At 69.0% G+C, this 24,488-nt stretch carries 21 protein-coding genes; 11 read left to right on the top strand and 10 right to left on the bottom strand.

Going from position 1 to position 24,488, the window contains the following annotated elements:
• Nucleotides 1–12: 12 nt before the first annotated feature.
• Nucleotides 13–612 carry a UbiX family flavin prenyltransferase gene (locus FB600_RS27875; protein WP_025100899.1) on the top strand — a complete coding sequence of 200 codons (600 nt, stop codon included), beginning with the start codon at nucleotides 13–15 and terminating at the stop codon, nucleotides 610–612.
• A gap of 133 nt (nucleotides 613–745) precedes the next feature.
• The gene (locus FB600_RS27870) at nucleotides 746–1,555 is read left to right on the top strand and encodes a DODA-type extradiol aromatic ring-opening family dioxygenase (protein ID WP_025100898.1); all 810 of its coding nucleotides are present in this window, start codon (nucleotides 746–748) and stop codon (nucleotides 1,553–1,555) included.
• 130 nt (nucleotides 1,556–1,685) lie between these two features.
• Here the strand turns inward: FB600_RS27870 and FB600_RS27865 are convergent, their stop codons facing one another.
• Nucleotides 1,686–3,284 (bottom strand): APC family permease, encoded by a 1,599-nt coding sequence (locus tag FB600_RS27865; protein WP_098181344.1) that lies wholly within the window; start codon nucleotides 3,282–3,284, stop codon nucleotides 1,686–1,688.
• 434 nt (nucleotides 3,285–3,718) lie between these two features.
• Here FB600_RS27865 and FB600_RS27855 point away from each other — a divergent pair, with 434 nt between their 5' ends.
• Entirely contained in the window at nucleotides 3,719–3,922 is a 204-nt protein-coding gene (locus tag FB600_RS27855) for a cold-shock protein (protein ID WP_012734504.1), read from the top strand.
• Nucleotides 3,923–4,204: 282 nt separating this feature from the next.
• Here FB600_RS27855 and FB600_RS27850 read toward each other — a convergent pair whose 3' ends face one another.
• The 3 genes from FB600_RS27850 to FB600_RS27840 all read right to left on the bottom strand — a co-directional run bounded on the left by FB600_RS27850 (nucleotide 4,205) and on the right by FB600_RS27840 (nucleotide 7,938).
• The gene (locus FB600_RS27850; protein ID WP_096749817.1) at nucleotides 4,205–5,464 is read right to left on the bottom strand and encodes an Hsp70 family protein; all 1,260 of its coding nucleotides are present in this window, start codon (nucleotides 5,462–5,464) and stop codon (nucleotides 4,205–4,207) included.
• 344 nt (nucleotides 5,465–5,808) lie between these two features.
• Nucleotides 5,809–6,411: a nitroreductase family protein gene (locus FB600_RS27845; protein ID WP_017921196.1), complete on the bottom strand. Its 603-nt coding sequence runs from the start codon at nucleotides 6,409–6,411 to the stop codon at nucleotides 5,809–5,811.
• Between the two features lie 243 nt (nucleotides 6,412–6,654).
• Nucleotides 6,655–7,938 (bottom strand): MFS transporter, encoded by a 1,284-nt coding sequence (locus FB600_RS27840; protein WP_013696485.1) that lies wholly within the window; start codon nucleotides 7,936–7,938, stop codon nucleotides 6,655–6,657.
• Between the two features lie 178 nt (nucleotides 7,939–8,116).
• Here FB600_RS27840 and FB600_RS27835 point away from each other — a divergent pair, with 178 nt between their 5' ends.
• Nucleotides 8,117–8,734: a TetR/AcrR family transcriptional regulator gene (locus FB600_RS27835; protein ID WP_013696484.1), complete on the top strand. Its 618-nt coding sequence runs from the start codon at nucleotides 8,117–8,119 to the stop codon at nucleotides 8,732–8,734.
• Between the two features lie 101 nt (nucleotides 8,735–8,835).
• Nucleotides 8,836–9,414, top strand: a complete 579-nt coding sequence (locus FB600_RS27830; RefSeq protein WP_013696483.1) for a DUF1415 domain-containing protein — start codon at nucleotides 8,836–8,838, stop codon at nucleotides 9,412–9,414.
• 69 nt (nucleotides 9,415–9,483) lie between these two features.
• Here the strand turns inward: FB600_RS27830 and FB600_RS27825 are convergent, their stop codons facing one another.
• The 4 genes from FB600_RS27825 to FB600_RS27810 all read right to left on the bottom strand — a co-directional run bounded on the left by FB600_RS27825 (nucleotide 9,484) and on the right by FB600_RS27810 (nucleotide 13,294).
• Nucleotides 9,484–10,338, bottom strand: a complete 855-nt coding sequence (locus FB600_RS27825; RefSeq protein WP_098154606.1) for a class I SAM-dependent methyltransferase — start codon at nucleotides 10,336–10,338, stop codon at nucleotides 9,484–9,486.
• Nucleotides 10,339–10,449: 111 nt separating this feature from the next.
• The gene (locus FB600_RS27820; RefSeq protein ID WP_145757703.1) at nucleotides 10,450–11,583 is read right to left on the bottom strand and encodes a methyltransferase; all 1,134 of its coding nucleotides are present in this window, start codon (nucleotides 11,581–11,583) and stop codon (nucleotides 10,450–10,452) included.
• 198 nt (nucleotides 11,584–11,781) lie between these two features.
• Entirely contained in the window at nucleotides 11,782–12,264 is a 483-nt protein-coding gene (locus FB600_RS27815; RefSeq protein ID WP_017921200.1) for an LEA type 2 family protein, read from the bottom strand.
• Nucleotides 12,265–12,364: 100 nt separating this feature from the next.
• Nucleotides 12,365–13,294 (bottom strand): LysR family transcriptional regulator, encoded by a 930-nt coding sequence (locus FB600_RS27810; protein WP_096749820.1) that lies wholly within the window; start codon nucleotides 13,292–13,294, stop codon nucleotides 12,365–12,367.
• A 142-nt stretch (nucleotides 13,295–13,436) separates the two neighbouring features.
• Between FB600_RS27810 and FB600_RS27805 the strand changes: the two genes are divergently transcribed.
• Nucleotides 13,437–14,414 (top strand): zinc-binding alcohol dehydrogenase family protein, encoded by a 978-nt coding sequence (locus FB600_RS27805; RefSeq protein ID WP_096749821.1) that lies wholly within the window; start codon nucleotides 13,437–13,439, stop codon nucleotides 14,412–14,414.
• A 32-nt stretch (nucleotides 14,415–14,446) separates the two neighbouring features.
• Nucleotides 14,447–14,599, top strand: coding sequence for a DUF1427 family protein (locus FB600_RS27800; protein ID WP_013696477.1), 153 nt, complete (start codon nucleotides 14,447–14,449; stop codon nucleotides 14,597–14,599).
• Nucleotides 14,600–14,704: 105 nt separating this feature from the next.
• On the opposite strand, the gene FB600_RS27795 is transcribed toward FB600_RS27800, so the two are convergent.
• Together FB600_RS27795 and FB600_RS27790 are read right to left on the bottom strand one after the other, a co-directional pair.
• Nucleotides 14,705–15,736 carry a transporter gene (locus FB600_RS27795; protein ID WP_017921682.1) on the bottom strand — a complete coding sequence of 344 codons (1,032 nt, stop codon included), beginning with the start codon at nucleotides 15,734–15,736 and terminating at the stop codon, nucleotides 14,705–14,707.
• A gap of 471 nt (nucleotides 15,737–16,207) precedes the next feature.
• Nucleotides 16,208–17,248 (bottom strand): phage tail protein, encoded by a 1,041-nt coding sequence (locus FB600_RS27790; protein WP_145757704.1) that lies wholly within the window; start codon nucleotides 17,246–17,248, stop codon nucleotides 16,208–16,210.
• Between the two features lie 123 nt (nucleotides 17,249–17,371).
• Between FB600_RS27790 and FB600_RS27785 the strand changes: the two genes are divergently transcribed.
• From FB600_RS27785 to FB600_RS27765, 4 genes are all read left to right on the top strand, one after another.
• Nucleotides 17,372–18,223 (top strand): M15 family metallopeptidase, encoded by an 852-nt coding sequence (locus tag FB600_RS27785; protein WP_096749823.1) that lies wholly within the window; start codon nucleotides 17,372–17,374, stop codon nucleotides 18,221–18,223.
• Nucleotides 18,224–18,505: 282 nt separating this feature from the next.
• On the top strand, nucleotides 18,506–22,378 hold the full coding sequence (tssM, locus tag FB600_RS27775; RefSeq protein WP_096749824.1) for a type VI secretion system membrane subunit TssM: 3,873 nt from the start codon (nucleotides 18,506–18,508) through the stop codon (nucleotides 22,376–22,378).
• Entirely contained in the window at nucleotides 22,375–23,361 is a 987-nt protein-coding gene (tagF, locus tag FB600_RS27770; protein WP_013696472.1) for a type VI secretion system-associated protein TagF, read from the top strand. Before tssM ends, tagF begins: the two co-directional genes overlap by 4 nt.
• Nucleotides 23,362–23,365: 4 nt before the next feature.
• On the top strand, nucleotides 23,366–24,403 hold the full coding sequence (locus FB600_RS27765; RefSeq protein WP_042284858.1) for an OmpA family protein: 1,038 nt from the start codon (nucleotides 23,366–23,368) through the stop codon (nucleotides 24,401–24,403).
• The last annotated feature ends 85 nt before the right edge of the window (nucleotides 24,404–24,488 follow it).

Genomic DNA, 24,488 nt, shown 5'->3' with positions numbered 1-24,488 from the left:
TTCCTGCCCTCGATGGAGGCACGCCCCGCGCCGCCGCGGCGCCTGATCGTCGCGATCACCGGCGCGACCGGCGCGATCTACGGCATCCGCCTGCTCGACCTGCTGCGCGCGGCGGGCGGCGTCGAGACCCACCTGCTGGTGTCGGCGGCCGGCTGGCTCAATATCCAGCACGAACTGCGGCTCTCAAAGGACGAGGTCCATGCACGGGCCGACGTGGTCCACTCGGTACGCGACGTGGGCGCGAGCATCGCCTCCGGCTCGTTCGCGACCGACGGCATGGTGGTCGCGCCCTGCTCGATGAAGACGCTGGCCAGCGTCGCGCACGGGCTCTCGGACAATCTCGTGGCCCGCGCCGCCGACGTCACGCTCAAGGAGCGGCGCCGACTGGTGCTGATGGTGCGCGAGACGCCCTTCAATCTCGCCCATCTGCGCAACATGACCGCCGTCACCGAGATGGGCGGCATCGTCTTCCCCCCGCTGCCCGCCTTCTACGCGATGCCCGCCTCGATCGACGAGCTGGTCGACCAGACCGTCACGCGCGTGATCGACCTGTTCGGCATCGGCGCGCCGCGCACCGCGCCCTGGACCGGAATCCGCGGCGGCACCGAGTAAGGCTCGTCACCTCGCCGCCACCTCGTATTGATTCGCAACGATAGAGAATCAATCAAATCCCGTTTGAGCGATTTATCAAACCCAAGGCGGTCTCTATAGTCGAATCCAATTCGACTCATCCGGACCTCCGACCATGTCCCGCCTGCCCTCGCTCTACCTGTCCCACGGCGCCCCGACGCTGCCGATCGACCCGCTGCTGCCCTCGGCGGCGTTCACGCACCTGGGCGCCGAGCTGCCGCGCCCGCGCGCCGTGCTGATGCTCTCGGCGCACTGGAACACGCTGGCCCCGGCCGTCAGCGTCAGCGCGCGGCCCGAAACCATCCACGACTTCCACGGCTTCCCGCGCGCGCTCTACGAACTGCGCTACCCGGCGCCGGGCGCGCCCGAGCTGGCCGAGCGCACGGCGGCCCTGCTCGAGGCGGCCGGCATCCCGACCGCGACCACCGACTACGGGCTCGACCACGGCGCCTGGGTGCCGATGCTGCTGATGTTCCCCGAGGCCGATATCCCGGTTGCCCAGTTGTCGATCCAGCCGCGCGCCGACGCCGCCCACCACTTCCGCGTGGGCCGTGCGCTGCGCGCGCTGCGCGACGACGGCGTGATGGTGATCGGCTCGGGCCAGATCACCCATAACCTGCGCCAGGCCGATTTCGGCGCGACGCCGGAGGAGGCCGACCCGCGCGTGGACGAATTCACCGGCTGGTTCGAGGACCGCCTGGCCCATCGCGACATCGAGGCGCTGCTCGACTACCGGCGCCAGGCCCCGCACGCTGCCCTGATGCACCCGACCGACGAGCACCTGCTGCCGGTGTTCGCCGCGCTCGGCGCGGCCGACGACGACTACCAGCTCGGCATCCAGTCACTGGGCACCTACCAGCGCGTGCTGGCGATGACCAACTACGTGTTCGCGTCGTCGCCCCAGGCCAGCCAGCCCGCGGCCTGAGGTACGGCCCCGGGCGCGGCGAGCGCCGATGAAAAAGCCCGCCCGGGCATGACCCGGGCGGGCTTTTTTTCGTTCCTGCCGGCACCGCGGCGGCGGTGTCGTCAGGATCGGGAGCAGCGGGCGGTGACGCTCAGGCGCCGATGCCGTCGAGGATCTCGTCGTGCGACTCGCGCTCGTCGAGGTACTGGGTCCGGTAGCCGGTATTGACGCCCCAGAAGTAGAAGCCCAGCGCGATCAGCGCAACGATCAGCATGTCCCAGCCATAGGGCAGCACGCCCGAGCCGCCGAACTGCTTGCTGCCGATCAGCGACAGCACGGCCATCGTCGGCAGGTAGGCGACCAGCCACCAGGCGGCCTTCAGGTCGGCACCCCAGCCACCCCAGCCCGACTTGGCCTGGAAGTAGAAGTACACCGGCAGCGCGACGACCATCAGCAGGATGATCTCGCCCGTCAGCGGCCACTTCGCCCAGTACAGGATCAGCGAGGCGCAGACGAAGGCAAACGGCGCGATCAGCTTCATGCCCGGGATCGACAGCGGACGATCGAGGTCGGTGGCCGCGCGGCGCAGCGCCATCAGGCTGATCGGGCCCGTCAGGTACGAGATCACGGTAGCCACCGAGATCACGGCCGCCAGCGAGCTCCAGCCGCGGAAGAAGAACAGGAAGACGAAGGAGACCAGCAGATTGAACCACATCGCGTTGCGCGGCACGCCGTAGAGCGGGTGCACGTTGCCGAACATCTTCGGCATCGTGTTGTTGCGCTCCATCGCGTAGATCATCCGCGTGGTGGTCGCCATGTAGGTCGTGCCGGTGCCGCTCGGGCTGATGAAGGCGTCGACGTAGAGCAGCACGGCCAGCCAGTTCAGGTTCAGCGCGATCGCCAGTTCCGCGAACGGCGAGGCGAAGTTGAAGTGCTTCCAGCCCTTCGCGACTTCGGCCGGATCGACCGAGCCGATGTAGGCGATCTGCAGCAGCACGTAGATCACCAACGCGATCAGGATCGAGGCGATCACCGCGAACGGCACGCTGCGCGACGGGTTGCGCGCCTCGCCGGCGAGGTTGACCGGGCTCTGGAAGCCGTTGAACGCGAACACGATGCCGCTGGTGGCGACCGCCGTGAGCACCGCCGACCAGCCATACGGCGCGAACGAGTCGTTGCTCGTCATGCCGAGGTTGTCGGAGTGGAAGCTGGTGAGCATCAGGCCGAGGATGGTCAGGCCCGGGATCAGGAACTTGAAGACCGTGATCGCCGAGTTGGCGCGCGCGAACAGCTTCACGCCCCAGTAGTTCAGCATGAAGTAGATCACCACCAGCACCGCCGAGAGCAACAGGCCTGGTGTGGTCAGCTCCCCGCCCACGAACAGGCTGTGCGCCCACGCATAGGGCCAGGTGCTCATGTACTGGATCGATGCCTCGGCCTCGATCGGGATCACCGAGACGATCGCGATCCAGTTGGCCCAGGCGCTGATGAAGCCCACCAGGGAGCCGTGCGAGTAACGCGCGTAGCGCACCATGCCGCCCGATTCCGGGAACATCGCGCCGAGCTCGGCATAGGTCAATGCGATCGCGAGAATCACGACCGCGCCGATGATCCAGGCGCAGATCGCGGCCGGGCCGGCGATCTTCGCTGCTTTCCAGGCCCCGAAAAGCCAGCCGGAGCCGATGATCGACCCCAGGCCCGTCAGCATGAGCGCGATCGGGCCGATGTTCCGTTGAATAGAACTGTTCACAACCTCTCCTATGTCTCTCAAAAAGCCTTGTCAGGACGCCTGCCGAAGGTCGTTCGGCCGGGGTCGCGCTGGCATCTTTGGGGGACGGGTTGTCCGGTCCAGGACAACCCGCCCGTGCGGCGCGTAGTGTATACGGTTGCACCTCCCGGATGGCGGCAAAATCGATCAGCCCCTACAAAAAAATGAGCGCCCCAGCAAGGTTTGTAAGCGTTATTCGTGGTATTTCTAGTAGTTTCCCTAGGAATTCTCAGTGGAAGGTTGACCGCAAGGTCGTTTGGACGTATAACGGCCGAGCAGGATTTCAAGTGGCGAGTGAATAGGTTCTTTCGTAGTTCGCCCATCAACGGTACTCCGGTCGGCCCCATTACCCCCTTCCTTGATTTTCATGCACCTCCCGGGCGTTTCGCCCTGTCTCACATTTTTAGGAACAAGTTATGGCAACCGGCACCGTCAAGTGGTTCAACGACGCTAAGGGTTTTGGCTTCATCACGCCGGAAGGCGGCGGCGACGATCTGTTCGCGCACTTCTCGGAAATCCGTGTCGACGGTTTCAAGACGCTGCAAGAAAACCAGAAGGTCGAATTCGAAGTGAAGACCGGCCCGAAGGGTCTGCAAGCAGCGAACATCAAGCCGCTGTAAGTTCGCGCGATATCTTCGCCTGAATAAAAAACCCCGCCTCGGCGGGGTTTTCGTTTTTTCCGACCCGAATTCGTGTCGGGCCGCGATCCGGCGGGATTGATTCCGATCGTGGTGCAGTGGTTCGCGTCGCGGGGGCAAGGGAATCGGCGCCGGACACGCCGATTTGTCATCGAGGCGTGCTGGACGGGTTGGCGGGCCGGCTCGACGCCGGATGCAATTCTCGCTCCCGGCGCAGCCATGTCGAGCCCTGTCCGGACCCGCACGAGGCGCGCCGGCCGGCGCTCAGCCGAACAGCCGCCGCGCGTGGATCCCGAGGCCCGTGGCGACGCTGGCGAGGCGATCGCCGAACACCGGCTCGGCATCGGGGAAGGCGGCCGCCAGCGCGCCCGACAGGAAGGCCAGCCCGGTCGAGCCGCCCGTGAAGTAGAGCGCGCCCAGATCGCGCGGCGCGATGCCGGCCAGCCGGACTGTCTCGCGCGCCGCCTCGACGATGCGCGCCGTGTCGTCGACGCTGGCCTCCACCAGGCGCGCCGCGTCGAAGGCGATCTGCAGGTCCTCCTCGATCTCGTTCAGGTCGATCATCGTCTCCCCGCCCGCCGCCACGCCGATCTTGGCCTCCTCGGCGCGTGCCATCAGCGCGTGGCCGAAGCGCTGCTCGACCACCCTCACCAGCCGCTCGAACTGGCGCGTGTCCACATACAGGTGCTTCATCAGCTTGAGCTCGGCAAGCCGCTTGGGCGTGTAGACGGTGTTGATCAGGTGCCAGGTGGCGAGGTCGAAGTAGATCCGGTTCGGCAGTTCGCGACCTTCCGGGTCCAGCGAGCGGTAGCCGAAGGCCGGCATGATCGAGGCCAGCTCGACGCGGCGGTCGTAGTCGGTGCCGGCCACGTGCACGCCGTGATGCGCGAGCACGTCGTCCTTGCGCTCGAGCCGCGCCATGCGCTCGGGGCCGACGCGCACCAGCGAGAAGTCCGAGGTACCGCCGCCGATGTCGGCCACCAGCACCAGCGTCTCGGCCGGCTGGCGCGACTCGTAGTCGAACGCGGCCGCGATCGGCTCGTACTGGAAGTGCACCTCCTTCAGGCCCACCGACTGCGCGGCCGCCGCGAGCTGCTGCTCGGCGAGGCGGTCGGCGCGCGGATCGTCGTCGACGAAGAACACCGGCCGGCCCAGCACCGCGCGATCGATCGTGCCGCCCGAGCAGGCCTGCGCCTTGCCCGTCAGGTGCTGCATGAAGATGGCGATCACCTCGGTATAGGCGATGCCGCTGCCGTCGCCGAGGTCGGTGGTGGTTTCCGCCAGCGGCGAGCCGAGGATGCTCTTCATCGAGCGCATCAGCCGGCCGTCGAAACCGTCGATGTAGGAGGCCAGCGCGGCACGGCCGAACTCGCGCGTGCCCTCGTCGTTGTTGAAGAAGATGGAGGTCGGCAGGGTGCGGTGCTCGCCTTCCACGGGCGCGAGCCGCATCGCCCCCTCCCGCGCCGGGTCCGGCAGGGCGACGGCGGAGTTGGAAGTGCCGAAATCGATCGCGCAGTAGCTCATGGGGAATGAAACGCCGACGGGACGGGCGCGAAGCGGAAAGGGGGGCTTTTTAACACAGAAGCGCGCGGCCCTACAACGGGCTGCGGCGGGTGCGCGACGCGGGAAATCGGGGACGGTTCGAACGGCGCCCGGCCCTGCCGGCGGCTTGCCGCGCCCGGTGCACGATCCCGGCGGCCGCGGCACGGCGGGCCGCGAGCGCGGCCGCCCGGCGATGCCATCGCGCGGCACCATGAAAAACGCGCGCCGCCCGTCGTGATGACGGCGCGGCGCGCGTCCTGGCCGGTTGCGGCGGCGCGGCCCGGCTTGAGGGGCGGGCTACCAGCCGCCGCAGGAGCTCGGGTGCCTCAGGCCCCCGCGAAAGGCACCTTCCAGCCGCCCTGGTAGGCGATCTCGCCAATCGCATTACGCGTGCGCGGCGCGCGCTCGCGATCGCGCAGCACCGGGTCGAGCTTGTCGGCATCGCCGTAGTGGCCGACCGAGATCATCGCGATGATCTCGACGTCGGCCGGCACCGCGAAGGCCTCGCGAAACGCCTTCGGATCGAAGCCGCTCATCTGGTGGGCGGCCAGGCCCAGCGCATGCGCCTGCAGCACCAGCGCCATCGCCGCCGCGCCCGCGTCGTAGAGCGCGGTGGTGCTCGGCTCGCCCTTCGAGGTCAGCGTATGCGAGGTCACCGCGATCAGCACCGGGGCCGGCGCGTTCCAGGCCTGGTTGAACGGCACCAGCGTGGCGAAGGCCTTCTTGAAGGCAGCCTCGTCGCGCGTGCGATCGAACACCACGAAGCGCCAGGGCTGCGCGTTATAGGCCGACGGCGCCCAGCGCGCGGCCTCCAGCAGCGCATGCAGGTGCTCGCCGCTGATCGGCTGGTTCGAATAGGCACGCGGGCTCCAGCGCCCCGCGATCAGTTCGTGGATCGACACAGCGGTGGGTGCAGGTTTGACGGACATGCGGTTCCTCATAGTCGAAAAAGGGCACAAGCCCCGGAGAACCGCAAGGATACCCGTTCGCTGCCGGATGCGTATGTCGGGGTTCGGGATTGCAAATCAGCGCGGGCGGGAGAGCGGCAGCGCCGCATCGCGGGCGGAAAATGCAGGCGGCGCGAGGCTTGGCGAGCCGTGCCTCGGGTCTTGCTTGCGCGGGCCTGCTTGTGGAACCCAGCTCCCAGCCTCTGCCCGCGCGTCGCACCCGCCTCAGGCCGCCTGCGGCACGCTGCGCGTACGGCCGCGCCCGATGCGCAGCACGATCAGCGCGCCGACGATACACAGCCCGCCCGAGATCATCGAGGCCAGCGTGTAGGTGCCCAGGCTCGCGCGCAGCAGGCCGGCGCCGAGCGTGGCGAAGGCCGCGCCGAGCTGGTGGCCCGCGACGATCCAGCCGAACACGATCGGCGCGCGCTCCTTGCCCCAGATGTCGGTGGCCAGGCGCACGGTGGGCGGCACGGTGGCAATCCAGTCCAGGCCGTAGAACACCGCGAACAGCGGCAGGCCGAAGAAGTCGATGCCGAAGGCGTGCGGCAGGTAGATCAGCGACAGTCCGCGCAGCCCGTAGTACCAGAACAGCAGCACCCGGCTGTCGTAGCGGTCCGACAGCCAGCCCGAGGCGGTGGTGCCGATCAGGTCGAAGATGCCCATCGCCGCCAGCAGCGAGGCGCCCTGCACCTCGCTCATGCCGTAGTCGCTGCACATCGCGATCAGGTGCGAGCCGATATAGCCGTTGGTGCTGGCGCCGCAGATGAAGAAGCTGAAGAACAGCAGCCAGAAGTCGCGACGGCGCGCAGCGCTGAACAGCGCCTCGAAGGCGGTGGCGAGCGGATTCTGCTTCGCCGCCTCGGCCGCGCGCGGCGCATCCTCGGGTTCGCCGTAAGGGCGCAGCTGTACGTCGGCGGGCCGCTCCGGCAGCAGGAAGATCACCAGCGGCACCACGATCGCCAGCGCCACCGCCACCACCAGCACCACCGGGCGCCAGCCGTGATGCTCCGAGATCGAGGCCAGCATCGGCAGGAACACCATCTGGCCGGTGGCCGAGCTGGCCGTCAGCATGCCCATCACCAGCCCGCGGCGCGCCACGAACCAGCGGTTCACGAAGGTCGCCGACAGCGTCAGCGCGGCCACGCCGGTGGCGCTGCCGACCATCACGCCCCAGATCAGCACCATCTGCCAGGTGGCCGTCATCATCGACGACAGGGCCACGCCCGTGCCCATCACCACCAGCGCGGTGAGGATGGTGGGACGCAGGCCGAAGCGCTGCATCGCGGCCGCCGCGAACGGCCCGGTCAGGCCATAAAGCGCGATATTGATCGAGATCGCCAGCGAGACCGTGGCACGGCTCCAGCCGAATTCGTTGCCCAGCGGCACCATCAGCACGCTCGGCGTGGCGCGCGTGCCGGCTGCGGCGAGCAGGATCAGGAACACGACCGCGGCCGCCACCCAGCCGTAATGGAAACGCCCGCGAGCGCTCGCTGCAATCCAGTTCATCCCAACCACTCCAGTTGCGGCCGCGCCGGGCTGAGCGATGCGCGCCGGCTTACTGACCCCGTTGACGGTGCGACCGCGGCGTTACCGCTCAGTCACAAGAGCTTGCGATCGTAGTTACCGCTCGGTAACATGTCAAGCGTCGAATTCAATTCACCCGCATCAATCGAGGTTATTGTTCATGAGCGCAGCTTCCGCCAAATCCGCCAGCGCCTCGCGCCGTTCGCCGACGGCCGGCGCGACCGCCCATGCCCAGCTGCTCGACGCGGCCGAGACGCTGTTCTACCGGGAAGGCGTGCGGGCCGTCGGCGTGGATGCCGTGGTCGAGCAGGCCGGCGTCAACAAGATGAGCCTGTATCGCCAGTTCGCCTCGAAGGACGAGTTGGTACTGGCCTATCTCGAGCGCAAGAACGAGCACTATTTCGATCGCTTCGACGAGGACGCGCGGCGCCTGCCCGACGATCCGAAGGCCCAGTTGCTGAAGTACGTCGACGAGCTGGCGGTGCGCGCGGCGGCGCCCGATTACCGCGGCTGCCCGTTCATCAACGTGGCTGTCGAGTTTCCCGATCCGAACCATGCCGCGCGCGCCTCGGTGGCCGACAACAAGGCCGAGCTGATGCGCCGGCTGCTGGCGCTCGCGCAGGGCGCCGGCGCGCGCGAGCCGCGCGTGCTGGCCGAGGGCATCGCGCTGGTGATCGAGGGCATCTACGCGGCCAGCCAGACCTATCGCGGCGAGGACAGCCCGATCGGCGCCGCGCCGCGCGTGGTGCGGATGATGATCGAGGCGGCCTGCGCCTGAGGGCCGCCGGCGCGGGGGAGTGGCGGGCGCGGCGGCACGATCGGCCGCGCCCTGCCCGCCCCGCTACAATGCCAGCCCCCGCCTCGCCACCGTCCCCGACCATGAATCCATCCGAAGCCGAGATCCTCGCCGCCACGCGCCACTGGCTCACGCGCGCCGTGATCGGGCTGAACCTGTGCCCGTTCGCCAAGAGCGTGCACGTCAAGGGCCAGGTGCGTTACGCGCTCAGCCGGGCGAGCCGCTTCGAGGAGGCCTTCGCCGACCTGGAGACCGAGCTGCGCGCGCTCGCCGAGGCCGATCCCGAGGCGATCGACACCACCCTGGTGATCTTCCCGTTCGCCTTCGCCGAGTTCGCCGACTTCAGCGACGCAATCCACTTCGCCGACCAATTGCTGCAACAACTGCGGCTCGACGGCATGCTGCAGATCGCGAGCTTCCACCCGCGCTACCAGTTCGACGGCAGCGAGCCCGAGGACATCGAGAACTACACGAATCGCGCGCCCTATCCGATCCTGCACCTGCTGCGCGAGGCCAGCATCGATCGCGCGGTCGAGGCCTTCCCGGACGCGGCCGAGATCTACGAGCGCAACCAGGCCACGCTGCGGCGGCTCGGCCACGCGGGCTGGCGGGAATGGATGACGGAGGACGGCCAGGACGACCGCCCCGAAGCAGGCAACTGAGCGCGGCCCGGCAGGCCTGGCGCGGTTGCCGACTCGGTTGCCGGCTCAATTACCGACTCAGTTAGCGACTCAGGCGCCGGCGGCCTCGCCGGCTCGCGGCGCGAAGAAACGCTGGTTCAGCTCGGCCAGGCCGAACATCCCGAGGATCTCGTCGAGGCGCTCGCTGGGCTTGCGGCGCGGCAGGTTCTTGTACTGCGCGATGATCAGCTCGTTCTTCATCGAATGCTCCCAGCCGACCAGCTCGGTGACGCTGACCTGGTAGCCATGCGCCTCCAACTGCAGGCAGCGCAGCACATTGGTGATCTGGCTGCCGAACTCGCGCGTGTGGATGGGATGGCGCCACACCTCGGCCAGCGCGCTGGACAGCGACTTGCCCTTGTTCCGGCGCAGCACGCCGGCCACCTCGGCCTGGCAGCAGGGCACCAGCACGATATGGCGCGCCTCCTTGGCGAGCGCGAAGCGGATCGCGTCGTCGGTGGCGGTATCGCAGGCATGCAGGGCCGTCACCACGTCGATGCTGGCAGGCAGCCTGGGCGAGTCGATCGACTCGGCCACCGACAGCGTCTCGAAGGACATCCCGCCGAAACCGAGCCGCGCGGCCAGCGCGGTGGAGCGCTCGACCAGTTCCTCGCGCGTCTCGATGCCGTAGATATGCGAGCCAGCCGCCGGACGCGACTTGAAGAACAGGTCGTAGAGGATGAAGCCCAGATAGGACTTGCCGGCGCCGTGGTCGACCAGGCTCACGCCGCCGCGCTCGGCGGCGACGCTCTCCAGCAGCGGCTCGATGAACTGGTACAGGTGGTAGACCTGCTTGAGCTTGCGGCGGCTGTCCTGATTCATCTTGCCGTCGCGCGTCAGGATGTGCAGCTCCTTGAGCAGCTCGACCGATTGCTCGGGACGGACTTCGTAGGTCTTGTTCGACATGGGGCGGGAACGGCCGGGGCCGCACCGGTGAAACCGGCGCGACATCGGCAGGAATGCGGGTGGAATGGCGGCAGTTTACCGAAATTCGCGCGACTCGCCCGAAGGCCGGCCTCAGCCGCGCGCGCCGAGCCGCCAGAGCGAGGTGATCTCGGCCGAGCGGGCGCGGTGCAGCGGGTCGCTGGCGTCGCCGGCCTTGGGATGGACCGGCTTGATGTCGTCGCGGCCCAGCACCGCCAGCCCCGCCGCGTCGATCCAGCCCAGCAGCGCCTCGCGCGTGCGCAGGCCCAGGTGCTCGGCGAAGTCCGAGAGGATCAGCCAGCCCTCGCCGCCCGGCTCGAGATGGGCGGCCAGGCCAGCCAGGAAGCCCTTCAGCATTCGGCTGTCGGGATCGTAGACGGCGTACTCGATCGGCGAGCTGGGCCGCGCCGGCACCCAGGGCGGATTGCAGACCACCAGCGGCGCGCGGCCCGGCGGGAACAGGTCGGTCCTCAGCAGCTCGACCTGCCGGTCGCGGCCGAGCCGCTCGAGATTCTCGGCGGCGCAGGCCAGCGCGCGCGGGTCCTGGTCGGTGGCGGTCACGCGCGCCACGCCGCGCTGCGCGAGCAGGGCCGCGAGCACGCCGGTGCCGGTGCCGATATCGAAGGCGAGCGCGGCGGCACCGGCCGGCAGCGGCGCGCGCGCGACCAGCTCGACGTACTCGCCGCGCACCGGCGAGAACACCCCGTAATGCGGATGGATGCGCGCGCCCAGGGCCGGGATCTCGACGCCCTTCTTGCGCCATTCGTGCGCGCCGACCAGGCCCAGCAGCTCGCGCAGCGAGGCGACCGAAGGCTCGCCGCCGGGCCCGTAGGCCTCGCTGCAGGCCTCGCGCAGGTCGGGCGCGCGGCGCAGCGCGATCTGGTAATCGGCTTCCAGCGGGATCAGCAGCATGCCCAGCGTGCGGGCGCGCTGCGATTGGGCGAGGCGATGCAGGTTGAAGGCGTCCACCGAGGATTCGGGCGCCTTCTTGTGGCGGCGGTCGATGCGGCGTGCCAGCGCCTGCAGCAACTGGCGCGCGTTCTGGAAATCGCCCTGCCAGACCAGCGCGGTGCCCTCGCAGGCGAGCCGGTAGGCGGCGTCCGCCGTGGTCGTGTCGTCGGCCGCCACGACGCGCTTGGGCGGCGGCGCACCGGCCTCGGAACGCCAGCGCAGCGCGCGCTCGGCGCCGTTTGCATCGATGAAGTGGAGGGGCGGGTAATCGGTCACGGCAACTCGGGCGAAAGCGGGAAAAACGGGCACGAACCGGGCGGGACCGGTTCGCGGCAGCCCGGATTATCGCCCGCCGCGCCGGATGGCCCAAGCGCGGCGGTGTGACAACGGCGGCCGGCGCGGCCCTGGTTCGGCTCGCGGCACGCCGGAATCGGGCGCCGCGCGGCTTGCGCTCGAGACCTGCTCGACTCGCATTCAATAAGCGCCGTAGCCCGACATCGCCGGCAGGCTCAGGGAACCGGCATCGCTGAAGCGCACGCCGCCGAGCATGCCCGAGGAGAGCTTGCCGCTCAACCGGTAGGGCACCTGCCCCGAAGCCGCCGCGTCGGCGAAGCCGAAAGCCTGGCGCGCGGCCGCGAAGGCGGTGACGGTGATCGGCACGGCGATCACCGCCTCGCCGAAGCGCGGCACCGTGCCCCGCGCGTCGCTCACGCCGCTGGCGAAGGCGCGGCCGTTCAGTTCCAGCGAAAGGGCGATGCCGTCGTAGTCGATCGGCCTGTCGTTGGGGTTCTGCACCCGCAGCTTCAGGTTGAAGCGCATCTCCAGCCCCTGCCCCGGCAGCGGCTCCAGGCCGACCACGCCGATCCGCGGCGAATCCAGGCCCAGCGTGGCGCAACCGGCCAGCAGCAGCGAGGCCGCCCCGGCGGCCAGCCAACGAAACGCATCACGACGCTGCATGGAGCCCTCCTCCCTTCGATCGAAACGGCATCCAGACTGGACCGCCGCGCGGCGGCGTAGTTCCGGCGCGGCCCGCCCCGGGCCGCCCGCCTTTACACCCTCACGCCCCCGCCGCGACGCGCTGCCAGGGCGGATCGGCGAACCAGTCGCGCAGGAATTCGAGCAGCACCTGGGTGCGCGCGCTGCCGCCCGATTGCTGGCGCAGCAGATGGATGGTCGCGTCCTCCAGCACGGGCGCCGCGCCGCCGACCTCGAGGGCCACCAGCACGCCGTTGGCGAGCGCCACGCCGGCCAGCCAGGTCGGCAGATGGGCGATGCCGAGCCCCTCGACCGCCGCCGCCAGCAGGGCTTCCGAATGATTGCTGCGAAAGCGCGGCGCGTCGGGTGCGTGGCGATGCTCGCCGAAGCGCCAGGCGCCCGGCGGCGGCGAACCGTGCCAGGCCAGGCAGTCGTGGCGCGCCAGTTCCTCGAGCGAGCGCGGCGCGCCGCGCGCGGCCACATAGGCCGGGCTCGCGCACAGCACGCGGCGCTGCGGCGCGAGCACGGTGGCCACGAAACGGGTCGCCGCCACCGGCCCGATCCGCAGCGCCAGGTCCACCTCGGCGCCGAGCCGCTCGCCGGGCAGGTCGACCATGCTGTCGGTCAGCACCAGCTCGACCACGATCGCCGGGTGGCGCCGCATGAAGGCGGCCAGCGCCGGCATCAGGTGCAGCCGGCCGAACGGCGCCGGGCAGTCGATGCGCAGCAGGCCGCCCGGCTCGTCGCGCTGCTTGTGCAGCTCGGCCTGCAGGCCGCGCATGCCGGCCAGCAGCGACCTGGCGCGCTCGTAGAGCAACTGGCCGGCCTCGGTCGGCCGCATCGCGTGGGTGCTCCGGTGCAGCACGCGCAGGCCGAGCTGGGCTTCGAGCTGGTCGATGCGGCGCGCCACCGAGGAGGCGGCCATGTCGTGACGCCGCGCGACAGCGGAGAAGCTCTGCAGTTCGACGACGTCGACGAACAGCGCCAGGTGCGGGGAGAGGATCGATTCCATGGAAAGCAGCCGGGTTTGGCTTTGCATTTTTCGCAAAGCGATGATGCACCTTTGCGGATTTCCGCGTCAATCGCGGCTGCCTAGACTGGCATCCATCGACTGAGCGATTCAGTCATCGCCCCAACTGACAGGAGTTTCCGCCATGCAACGCATCGTCCTCGACACCGCCGCCCGCGACATCGATTCCCTGCTCGCGCCGATCCAAGACAGCCCCTCGCCGGTGGTCGGCGACGGCCAGATGCTGATCGACATCCACGCCGCCGGCGTCAACCCGAGCGACGTGAAGGCCGCGCTCGGCAACATGCCGCACGCGGTCTGGCCGCGCACCCCGGGCCGCGACTGGGCCGGCGTGGTGCGCCTGGGCCCGGCCGACTGGGTCGGCGCGGCGGTCTGGGGTTCGGGCGGCGAACTGGGAATCCGCCGCGACGGCTCGCATGCTCAGCAGATGCTGGTGGAAGCGGCCCAGGTGCGCCGCAAGCCCGCCTCGATGACGCTCGACGAGGCAGCCGGCGTGGGCGTGCCCTTCATCACCGCCTACGAGGGCCTGCGCCGGGCCGGCATGCCTCAGGCGGACGAAGTGGTGCTGGTGTTCGGCGCGAACGGCAAGGTCGGGCAGGCCGCCATCCAGCTCGCCACCGCGCGCGGCGCGCGCGTGATCGGTGTCGAGCGCAGCGCCGGCGTCTATCGCGGCCATGCCAGCGCCGAGGTGCCGGTGCTCGACGCCTCCAGCCAGGACATCGCCGCCACGGTGCGCGAGATGACCGGCGGGCGCGGTGCCGACATCGTCTACAACACGGTCGGCAGCCCCTATTTCGCGGCAGCCAATGCGGCGATGGCGATCGGCGCGCGCCAGGTCTTCATCTCCACGATCGAGCGCAGCGTGCCCTTCGACATCTTCGCGTTCTACCGCGGCCAGCACACCTTTGTCGGCGTCGATTCGCTGGCGCTCGACGGCACGGCCTGCGCGCGCATCCTCGACGAGCTGGCGCCCGCCTTCGAGACCGGCACGCTGCGGCCGTTCCCGATCACGCCCGAGCACGTCTACGCGCTGGGCCGCGCGCAGGACGCGTATCGCGCGGTATTGACGGGCGCACGCGAACGCGTGCTGATCCGTCCGTGAACGAGCCGGCCGCGGGCAAGGGGAGAACCAGGATGATCGACTACGCGGTGTCGCTCGGCGTCGGGCTGGGCGTGGGTGTGCTCTATGGGGTGCTGAACGTGCGTTCGCCGGCGCCGCCGCTGGTCGCGCTGATCGGGCTGCTCGGCATGGTGCTGGGGGAAACCGCGATCCGCTGGCTGCGCTGACGCCGCCGGCGCAGTGCGGCACGGTGAGGTGAGGCGTCCGCTCGCGCGGTGGCCGCCTCGTCGTCGGCATCAACACTCACCCCGGCACTCACCCCGGCGCTCGCCTCAGCGGTCGCCGCGCCGCCAGAACGCCCACCAGGCCGCCAGGCCGGTGAACATGGTGACGAACAGCACCATCAGCCAGAAGCCGTGCTTGTTCTCCGCGAGCGGCACGCCGCCCACGTTCATGCCGAAAAAGCCCGCCACGATATTGATCGGCAGCGCGATCACGGTCACCAGGGTCAGCGTGAACAGCGTGCGGTTGTTCTGTTCGTCGAGCCGCGAGGTGATCTCTTCCTGCAGCAGCTTGATCCGCTCCACCAGCCCGGCCAGGTCGGCCAGCACCAGCGAGAACTCCTCGGTCGATTCGCGCAGCTCCTGCACGTCCTCGCCGAGCAGCCAGGCGGGCGGCTTGGCCAGCAGCCGGAAGATCGAACCCGGCTCGGGCGCGAGCATGCGCTGCAGCCGCGTCAGGCTGCGGCGCATCGAACCCAGCTGCTCGCGGTTGGCGGTGGGCCGCTGCGAGAGGAAGCGATCCTCGATGCGGTCCACGTCGACCGCCGCGCGCCGCACGATGTGCTGCATCACGTCGGCCTGGTCGCGCAGCAGGTGGATCAGCAGCTCGGTCGGCGAGCGGAAGCGCTCGCCCTGGCGCACGCACTCGCGCAGCGTGTCGACCGAGCGCAGCGGCTTCAGGCGCGCGGTCACCATCATGCGGCGATCGACATAGACCCACAGCGTCGCCACCTCGGCCGCCTCCATGTCGAGACTGAACATCACGTCGTTGACCACCGCGCGCAGCACGCCTTCCTGCTGCTCGATGCGGGTCGAGTGCGAGCCCTCGCGCAGGAATTCGTAGAAGCTCTCGGGCAGGCCCAGATGGGCGCGCATCCAGCGTTCGCTGGCGCCGTGCGCGAGATTGAAATGCAGCCACTGGAACTCGCCCTGGGCGGCACCCTTCACGGGCACGTCCAGCAGGCGCAGGCTGGTCTCGGTCGCGTCCACGGGCACCCCGGCCGCGTCCGGCGCGAAGCGGAACGCGCAGACCATGCCGCTCATGTCGGCGCCGTACGTGGGAATGATCATTTCTGGTTTCATCGACTGTCCTGCCTATCCTGTGCGCCGCCTGCCGCGCACCGTCCGCCACCCACGGCACGCCCCCCCTCCTGTTTCGCCGATGCGCGTGTCAGCATGATGGCGCGTCATCTGGCTGCCACGATCGCGTCGCGTCGGCGCGACAGCGAAAGCCGGCCGGCGCCCGCTCGAAAGCGCGTCGTAAGCGCGGGCGCGGGCGCGGGCGACACGTCGCCGGCAACGAAGCATAGCGAAAGCCGGGGAGAACCGCGAATCAATCCGGCGCGGGTCCAAAGCTCAGGATGACGAAGCGCCGACCGGCGGCCGACCGGCGGCAAATCCGGCGGCAGACCAGCAGCAGACCGGCGCGGGGCTGGCGAGAAATCGACGGAAGTCGACGAAAGGTCGGCCGGAGATCGGCGAGAAGCCGGAATGCACCGCGCCCGGCATCGCGCAAATGAAAATGCCGGCGCGCGGGCCGGCATCTCGTCAGGGTCAGGGTTGGCGGTTCTGGTTCGCCGAACTCGGGCAGGACGGATCCTTGCCCCAGTGACCATCGCAGACGCGCCAGCGACAGAGTTGATCCTCGAAGAAACCGCGCTGGCTGCACTCCTTCACGCGCGCGGCCAGCGAGCCGGTATCGGCGGCCACCTTCTGCACCGGCGCGGCCTTTTCCTTGCGCGGCTTGGCCGACAGCGGCACGCCCGGGTCGGCCGGCTTGGTGCGGGCCACCAGGGCGGCCAGCAGGTCGGCATCCGGATCGTCGGGCTTCTTCGCCGTGGTGCCGGCCGAACGGCGCTTGGCGGCGGCCTCGAGCTGGCGGTCGTGGCGCTTCTTGGCGGCCAGTTCCTGCCTGGCGTGCGCCTCCTCGCGCTTGGCGTCGGCGGCGGCGAGCCGCGCCTCGGCCTTGGTCTGGTGCTGCGGCTTGCCCTTGGCGGCCGCCACATCCTGTTTGCCTCCGGCGGCGCTGGCGCCGGCCTTGCCGGCCACCGCCGCGGCCGCCACCGTCGCCGCCGCGCCGGCGGCTACCGTCGCGTTCGAGGACGCATCGGTCGCGCCGTTGGCGAGCGCCTGCGAGAGCCGGTTGCCGGAGCCGGCCGAAGCGGGTTCGTCGTTGACGATGGTGGCTGTCTGCGGCGCCGCGTCCGAGGCGCCGGCAGCCTGCGCGGCCTGGGTGCCCGAGGCCTCGCTCGCGGCGGCAGCGGAGGCGGCGGCCAGCGTGGCCGGCGTCGCGCCGCTGGCGGCCGCGGCCGATGCCGGGCTCGCGGCGGCCGTGACGGCAGGCGCCGCAGCGTTGTGCGAATTGATGCGCCAGGCACCCCAGCCGGCCACCGCGATCACGGCCAGCGCGATCAGCGCCAGCGGCCCCTTGCGCGAACGCGAGGCGGCGGCGGTTTCGCCAGCCTGCTGAGGCGCCACCCGCCCTTCGAGATTGGCGAGAATACGCGAGCCATTCTGACCGGCAGCCTGGCCCGGTTCAGAAAGCAGACTGGGGGGGGGTGAAGCTTTCCGATTTGAATCTTCCGGCGCGCTCATTCAATGTCTCGTTGAATCCTAGTTTAATTCGCCGCAATAATATCGTCCGGCCGACTCGAAGCAGGCCTGATTCTAAGAGCAAGCCTTCTAAAAGACAATCGATTGTAAAATCCGGGGTTTTCTGTGATTGCCGTCGTACTGATCGCGTATTTCGCCATCGCCGTGCTGATCGCCGCCATGCTGTTATTACCGGGCGTGCGCACCAGCGTTTTCTCCACGGTCGCGCAGTTTCACGGGCGATTAAGCCGCCGCGTTTCCGATCGCGCCACGCGCACGCGAAGCCACATTGTTAAATCGGCAAAATTTTCACAGAGCTCATTAAATGAACTGCAAAACTTACTGGTCCGGCGCCGCTTGCTGATTATCTGCGCGACGGGTATTCTTGCGACGCCTCCGTTGATCGCGATTGCGTTACGCGGTCGGCAATTATTCCAATACGACGACACCATACGCGTTCCCGACGAGAAGATCGCCGCGCTGCTGCAAGGCGAGCAACTCGTCCCGCCGCCGCCGCTGCCTCCCGAGGTATTCGCCACGCGCGAAGTCGAGCAGATCCGGCCCGCGCTGAAGGATGCGAGTCGCGATTGGAATTTGCTGGACCCGGATTTCCGCACGCGCTTGCTGCTGGTCTACAAGATCATGCACGAGCAATACGGATACGAAATGGCGCTGCTGGAGGGATATCGCAGCCCGGAGCGGCAGAACCGGCTGGCCGCGATCGGCTCGAACGTGACCAATGCGGCCGCGTACCAGAGTTATCACCAGTTCGGCCTGGCCGCCGACAATGCGTTTTTGCGCGACGGCAAGCTGGTGATTTCCGAAAAAGATCCCTGGGCCATGCGCGGTTATCAGCTGTACGGACAAGTCGCGGAGCAGGTCGGCTTGACCTGGGGTGGCCGGTGGAAAATGATGGACCTCGGCCACGTCGAATACCATAAGCCCGGTTTCAAACTGGGGCACCCGCCGCCGCAATGACGGCGTCGGCACACTGAGGGCGGTATGGGGCAGATGAACCACGAGACCAGCCGGCACGCCGGCCAAGCAAACCAGGGGGAGCCGCTCGCGCCCGTCCCTTGCCTGCCCGCACGGTTCGTCCCGTCCGCCTCGATACGCCGCGCCCCACCCGCCGCCGCCGCCATCATCCTTTTCCCTCTTTGCGCAGGATTGACAGCGTGACGTCACGCGCCGCCCTCACGCTGTCGGCGCGCACGCGCCATTGCCTCACCCCCTTGATTCGCACCGGAACCTGACCGTCCTATGCAACGCATCCTCAACGTGTTGACTCACCCGCGCACGCTCTCGATCCTCGGGTTCATCGCGCTCGCCGCGATCCTGTTCATCGTGGCGGACGCCCTTGCGATCAGCTTCGTCTACCCGCTCGCGATCCTCGCGGTGATCGTGGTGCTGTGGCTGCTGGTGAAGCTGATCAAGCGGCTGCGCGTGCGGCGCGCCAACCGCAAGCTCGGCGACATGCTCGAGGAGCAGGCCCAGGTCGACAAGGCGGCGGCCGCCTCGGTGAGCCCGGTCGAACCGGCCAAGGCCGCCGAGCTCGACACGCTGCGCGCGCGCCTGGTGGACACGGTCAAGACCATCAAGACCTCGAAGATCGGCCAGGTGTCCGGCGGCTCGGCGCTCTACGAGCTGCCCTGGTACATCGTGATCGGCAACCCGGCGGCGGGCAAGAGCAGCGCGGTGATCAACTCGGGCCTGCAGTTCCCGTTCGCCGACAAGAACAGCGCGGTGATCCACGGCATCGGCGGTACCCGCAACTGCGACTGGTTCTTCACCACCGAGGGCATCCTGCTCGACACCGCCGGCCGCTACTCGGTGCATGAGGAAGACCGCAGCGAATGGATCGGCTTCCTCGGCCTGCTCAAGAAATTCCGTCCCAAGGCGCCGATCAACGGCATCATCGTCACCGCCAGCATCGCCGAGCTGACCGGCAGCCGCCCCGAGTTCGCCATCAACCTGGCGAAGAACCTGCGCCAGCGCGTGCAGGAGCTGACCGAGAAGCTGGAGGTGTTCGCGCCGGTCTACGTGATGTTCACCAAGGCCGACCTGATCACCGGCTTCACCGAGTTCTTCAGCAGCAGCGAGCGCCAGGAATACGACCGCGTGTGGGGCGCCACCCTGCCCTACGAGCCCGACGAGAAGCGCGACGTGGTGGCGCTGTTCGACGAGCGCTTCGAGGAACTCTACGACGGCCTCAAGGAAATCAGCGTCGCGCAACTGTCGATCAGCCGCGGCAACATACTCTCGCCGGGCCAGCTGAGCTTCCCGCTCGAATTCGCCTCGATCAAGCCGACCCTGCGCGCCTTCCTGGCCACCCTGTTCGAGAACAACCCGTTCCAGTACAAGCCGATCTTCCGCGGCTTCTACTTCACCAGCGCGCTGCAGGAAGGCGAAACCAATTCCGCCGCCGCGCAGCGCATCGCCTCGCGCTTCGCGCTGGACGGCGGCGCCCTGCCCAAGCCGCACAGCGCCTTCTCGAAGAACGGCTTCTTCCTGCGCGACCTGTTCTCGAAGGTGATCTTCGAGGACCGCAAGACGGTGCGCCAGTTCGCCAGCCCCGCCAAGACGCGGATGCGCTACGCCACCTTCTTCGCCTTCGTGGCGGTGCTGGCACTGGCGCTGGGCGGCTGGACCTGGTCGACGATCGGCAACCAGCAACTGGTGGCCAACGTGCAGGCCGACCTCGACAACATCGCCAAGCTCGAGCAGAACCGCAACGACCTCCAATCGCGCCTGCAGGCGATGGACATCCTCGAGGACCGCATCGAGCAGCTCGAGCAGTTCCGCCGCGACAAGCCGATCTCGGTCTCGCTGGGCCTCTACCAGGGCGACCGCCTGGAAGAGCGCCTGCTCACCGAGTACTACAACGGCGTGCGCCAGATCATGCTGGCGCCGGTGGCCGACAATCTCGCCGCGTTCCTGAAGGACGTCGACGCGCATCCGGACCAGCTCGCGCCGATGACGCGCACGCCCGAATCGGGCGCGGTGCCGGTCTCCGACAAATCGGCGCTGCAGCCGCAGGCGCAGGGCGGGCTCTACAACGACGCCTCGCCGACCAATGTCGAGGACGCCTACAACGCGCTGAAGACCTACCTGATGCTGTCGGACAAGCGCCACGTCGAGCAGGCGCACCTGACCGACCAGATCGCGCGCTTCTGGCGCGGCTGGCTGGAAACCAATCGCGGGAACATGCCGCGCGACGAGATGATCCGCAGCGCCGAGCGCATGATCACCTTCTACCTGTCGCGCGTGCAGGACAACGACTGGCCGATGATCGACGCCAACCTGGCGCTGGTCGACCAGACCCGCGAGAACCTGCGCCACGTGGTGCGCGGCATGCCGGCCCGCCAGCGCGTCTACGAGGAAATCAAGGCGCGCGCCTCGACGCGTTATGCCCCGATGACGATCGCGCGCATCGTCGGCGAGGACAACACCGGCCTGGTGGCCGGCAGCTACGCGATTCCCGGCACCTTCACGCGCGACGCCTGGTTCGATTACGTGCAGCCGGCGATCCGCGACGCGGCCACCAAGGAACTGCAGGCCAAGGACTGGGTGCTCAACACCGCCTCGCAGGACGACCTGACGCTGGAAGGCAGCCCCGAGCAGATCCAGAAGGTGCTGGTCGGCATGTACAAGACCGAATACGCCCAGCACTGGCAGAAGTTCATGCAGGGCATCGCGGTGCAGAACTTCGGCAGCTTCGGCCAGGCCGTGGACGCCATGAACAAGCTCGGCGACCCGCAGGACTCGCCGATCCGCAAGGTGCTCGAGACCGCCTACGACCAGACCTCCTGGGATAACCCGTCGCTGGCCAACGTGTCGATCAAGAAGGCGCAGACCGGCGTGGTGAACTGGGTCAAGCAGTGGTTCTCGCGCAAGCCGGGCGGGCAGCTGGCGGCCAACATCGACATCAACGGCAACCCGGTCGAGGTGCCGATGGGCCCGATCGGCCAGGAGTTCATCGGCCTGGGCCGGATCGTGCAGACCCACGACGGCGGCCAGTCGATGCTCAAGGGCTACATGGACACGCTCTCCAAGGTGCGCACCCGCTTCAACGTGATCAAGAACCAGGGCGACCCCGGCCCCGGCGCGCGCCAGCTGATGCAGCAGACGCTCGACGGCAACGGCTCGGAACTGGCCGATTCGCTGAAGTACGTCGACGAGCAGATGCTGACCGGCCTGACCGACTCGCAACGCAAGTCGCTGCGCCCGCTGCTGGTGCGCCCGCTGCAGCAGGCCTTCTCGGTGGTGATCCAGCCGGCCTCGGTGGAAGTCAACAAGGTGTGGAACGCGCAGGTCTACCAGCCGTTCCAGGCCTCGCTGGCGAACAAGTACCCGTTCTCCGCCGGCGCCAAGGTGGAGGCCGCCGCGAGCGAGATTGCACAGGTGTTCGGCCCGGACGGCTCGATCTCGAAGTTCGTCGGCACCACGCTCGGGCCGCTCGCGGTGCGCCGCGGCGACACGCTCACGGCACGCACCTGGGGCGACATGGGTCTGGCGCTGACGCCGGAATTCACCAGCGGCTTCGCGACCTGGGTCGCGCCGCTGGCGGGCGGCGCGGCCACCAGCGCGGCCTCCTCCGAGCCGCAGACGGTGTTCCAGATCCTGCCGCAGCCGAGCAGCGGGACCACCGAGTACACCATCGCGATCGACGGCCAGCAGCTGCGCTACCGCAACACGCCGCCGCAGTGGACCAACTTCGTCTGGCCGAACCCGAGCGGCTCGCCGGGCGCGACGCTGACGGCCACCACCTTCGACGGTCGCACGCTGACCCTGGTCAACGAGCCGGGCCGCTACGGACTGGAGAAGCTGATCAACTCGGCGCAGCGCTCGCGCCGCCCGGACGGCACCTTCGACCTGGCCTGGACGCAGGGCAACGTCAACGTGGCGGTGACGATGCGCATCATCAGCACCTCGCAGCCCTCGGGCGGCGGCGGTGGCGGCGACGCGCCGCAGCAGCAGAGCCTGCGCGGCCTGCACCTGCCCTCGTCGGTGGCGAACACCAGCGCGAGCGGCGCCGTCAACGCGACGGCCCAGGCACCTGCCGGCACGTCCGGCGTCGCAACGGCCGCCAACGGCGCGGCCGCCAACGCATCGAACGCACAGGGGGCGCAATGACACAAACGGTCCAGGCGCAGATCGCCTACTTCGGCAAGATCCCGTCGCGCGGCGATTTCGTGAAGAGCCCGCACAACCCGCAGCTGCTGCAGACGCTCGACCGCTGGATCGCGCAGGCCATGGAGCTGCTGGCCGACGACCCGCGCTGGAAGATCGTCTACGAGAACGCGCGGCCGATGCACTTCGCCTTCATCGGCTCGCGCAGCAAGCTCGCGATCGCCGGCCACATGGTGGCCAGCCACGACGCCTCGAACCGGCGCTTCCCGTTCCTCGCCGCCACCGCGCTGGAGGTCGAGCGCCCGCTGAACTTCATCGCGCGCAGCCCGCTGGCCTTCGCGCGGCTCTGGCAGCGCGCCGCCTCGCTGATGCGCCCGCTGCTCGGCAAGGAGGAGCCGGCCGGCGCGCTGCAGGCGCTGGGCGACGCCACCGTGCCGATCGACACCGGCGGCCCCGGCCACGACGGCACCTTCAACGATTTCGTCGAGCACCAGTCGCTGTTCGGCCTGGAGCAGATGCTGCTGGCCAGCGGCCACCCGGTGAAGCTGCGCGGCGCGATGCTGGCGCTGGGCTCGCTGCTGCGCCCGGTGATGCAGAGCGGCTCCTCGCACATCGAGCGCGGGCTGACCCTGCCGCTGCCGGTCGACCCGTTCTACCGCAGCCTGGTGGCCGCGTTCTGGATGGAGCTGATCTCGCCGTTCGTCTCGCAGGCCGATTTCGAGCTGGCGATCTTCATCGGCAGCATCGCCGAGCGCGAGCGGCTGATCATCGGCTTCAACGGCGCCTCGGCGCGCACGCTGCACAGCGTGGTCGACCCGCAAACCTACTCGCAACACAACATCGACATCGACGATCCGGAATGGGTCGACGCCCATGCGCAACACGATCCCGCGACCAGCAAGCTCATCAGCTACCTCGAACAACCGCAACTGTCGCTGCGCGTGGCGATCGACACGTTCCGCGAAGCCTTCGTCGGAGGGGCCTGACGTCATGACGACCTCCGCGTACCGCCGGCGCCTGCTGCCGGCCGCGCTTTCCACGCTGTCCCTGCTGGCGCTTGGCGCGGCGCTCGCCGGCCCCGGCGCCGCCTTCGCCGACAACGCGGGCCCCGCCACCGTCACGCGCGTCGACACCAGCGGCGTGACGGTGCGCACCACCCTGATCCCGCCGGCCGGCGGCGCCATGCAGCCGGCCGCGGCCGGCGCGCTGGGCGGCACCGCCCAGGGCGGCACGGTGCTGACCGGCACCAATGTCGCGAACGGCGCCGGCGGCGGCCAGGCCACCGGCGCCGGCACCGGCGCGACCGTGTCGGCCCCGGCGCCGGCCAATGCCACGCCGGGCCAGGTGGTGGCCGGCGGCAAGGTGCCCGACGAGGCCACCAAGGCGGCCGTGCTGCAGAAGCTGCGCGACACCTACGGCGCCGGCAACGTGGTCGACCAGATCGAGGTGGGCGACGTCACCACCCCGCCGAACTGGAGCGCCAACGTGCAGAAGCTGATCGGCCCGCAACTGAAGCAGATCAGCAAGGGACAGCTGAAGATCGACGGTACCTCGATCGACGTGAGGGGCGAGGTCCGCAACGAGGCGCTGCGCCAGCAGGTGGCCAGCGACATGGCCAACCAGCTGAACCCGACCTACACGATCCGCAACGCGCTGCGCGTGAGCGCCTCCGAGCAGGGCATCCTCGACCAGACGCTGGCCAACCGCACCATCGAGTTCGAGACCGGCAGCGCCACGCTGACCCCGCAGGGCCGCGCGATCCTGGACCAGATGGCCGACGCGATGAGCAAGCTGGCGAACCGGCAGGTCACCATCATCGGCCACACCGACAACTCGGGTAACCGCGCCACCAATATCTCGCTGAGCCAGGCGCGCGCCGACGCGGTGAAGGGCTACCTGGTGGCCAAGGGCATCGCCTCGCAGCAGTTGACCACCACCGGCGTGGGACCGGACCAGCCGATCGCCTCAAACGACACCGCCGACGGGCGGGCGCGCAACCGCCGCATCGAGTTCCGCGTCAGCCAGTAAGGGCGCGGCGAGGCCGGAAACGACAACGGCACCGACGGGATCTCCCGCCGGTGCCGTTTTTTCATGAAGCCGGCCGCGCGAGGCG

It is taken from the genome of Burkholderia sp. SJZ089 (genome assembly GCF_007828315.1).
Taxonomy (GTDB): Bacteria; Pseudomonadota; Gammaproteobacteria; order Burkholderiales; family Burkholderiaceae; genus Burkholderia; species Burkholderia gladioli.
Note: the sequence above shows the minus strand (reverse complement) of the source record. Positions and strands in the feature narration are given on the sequence as shown.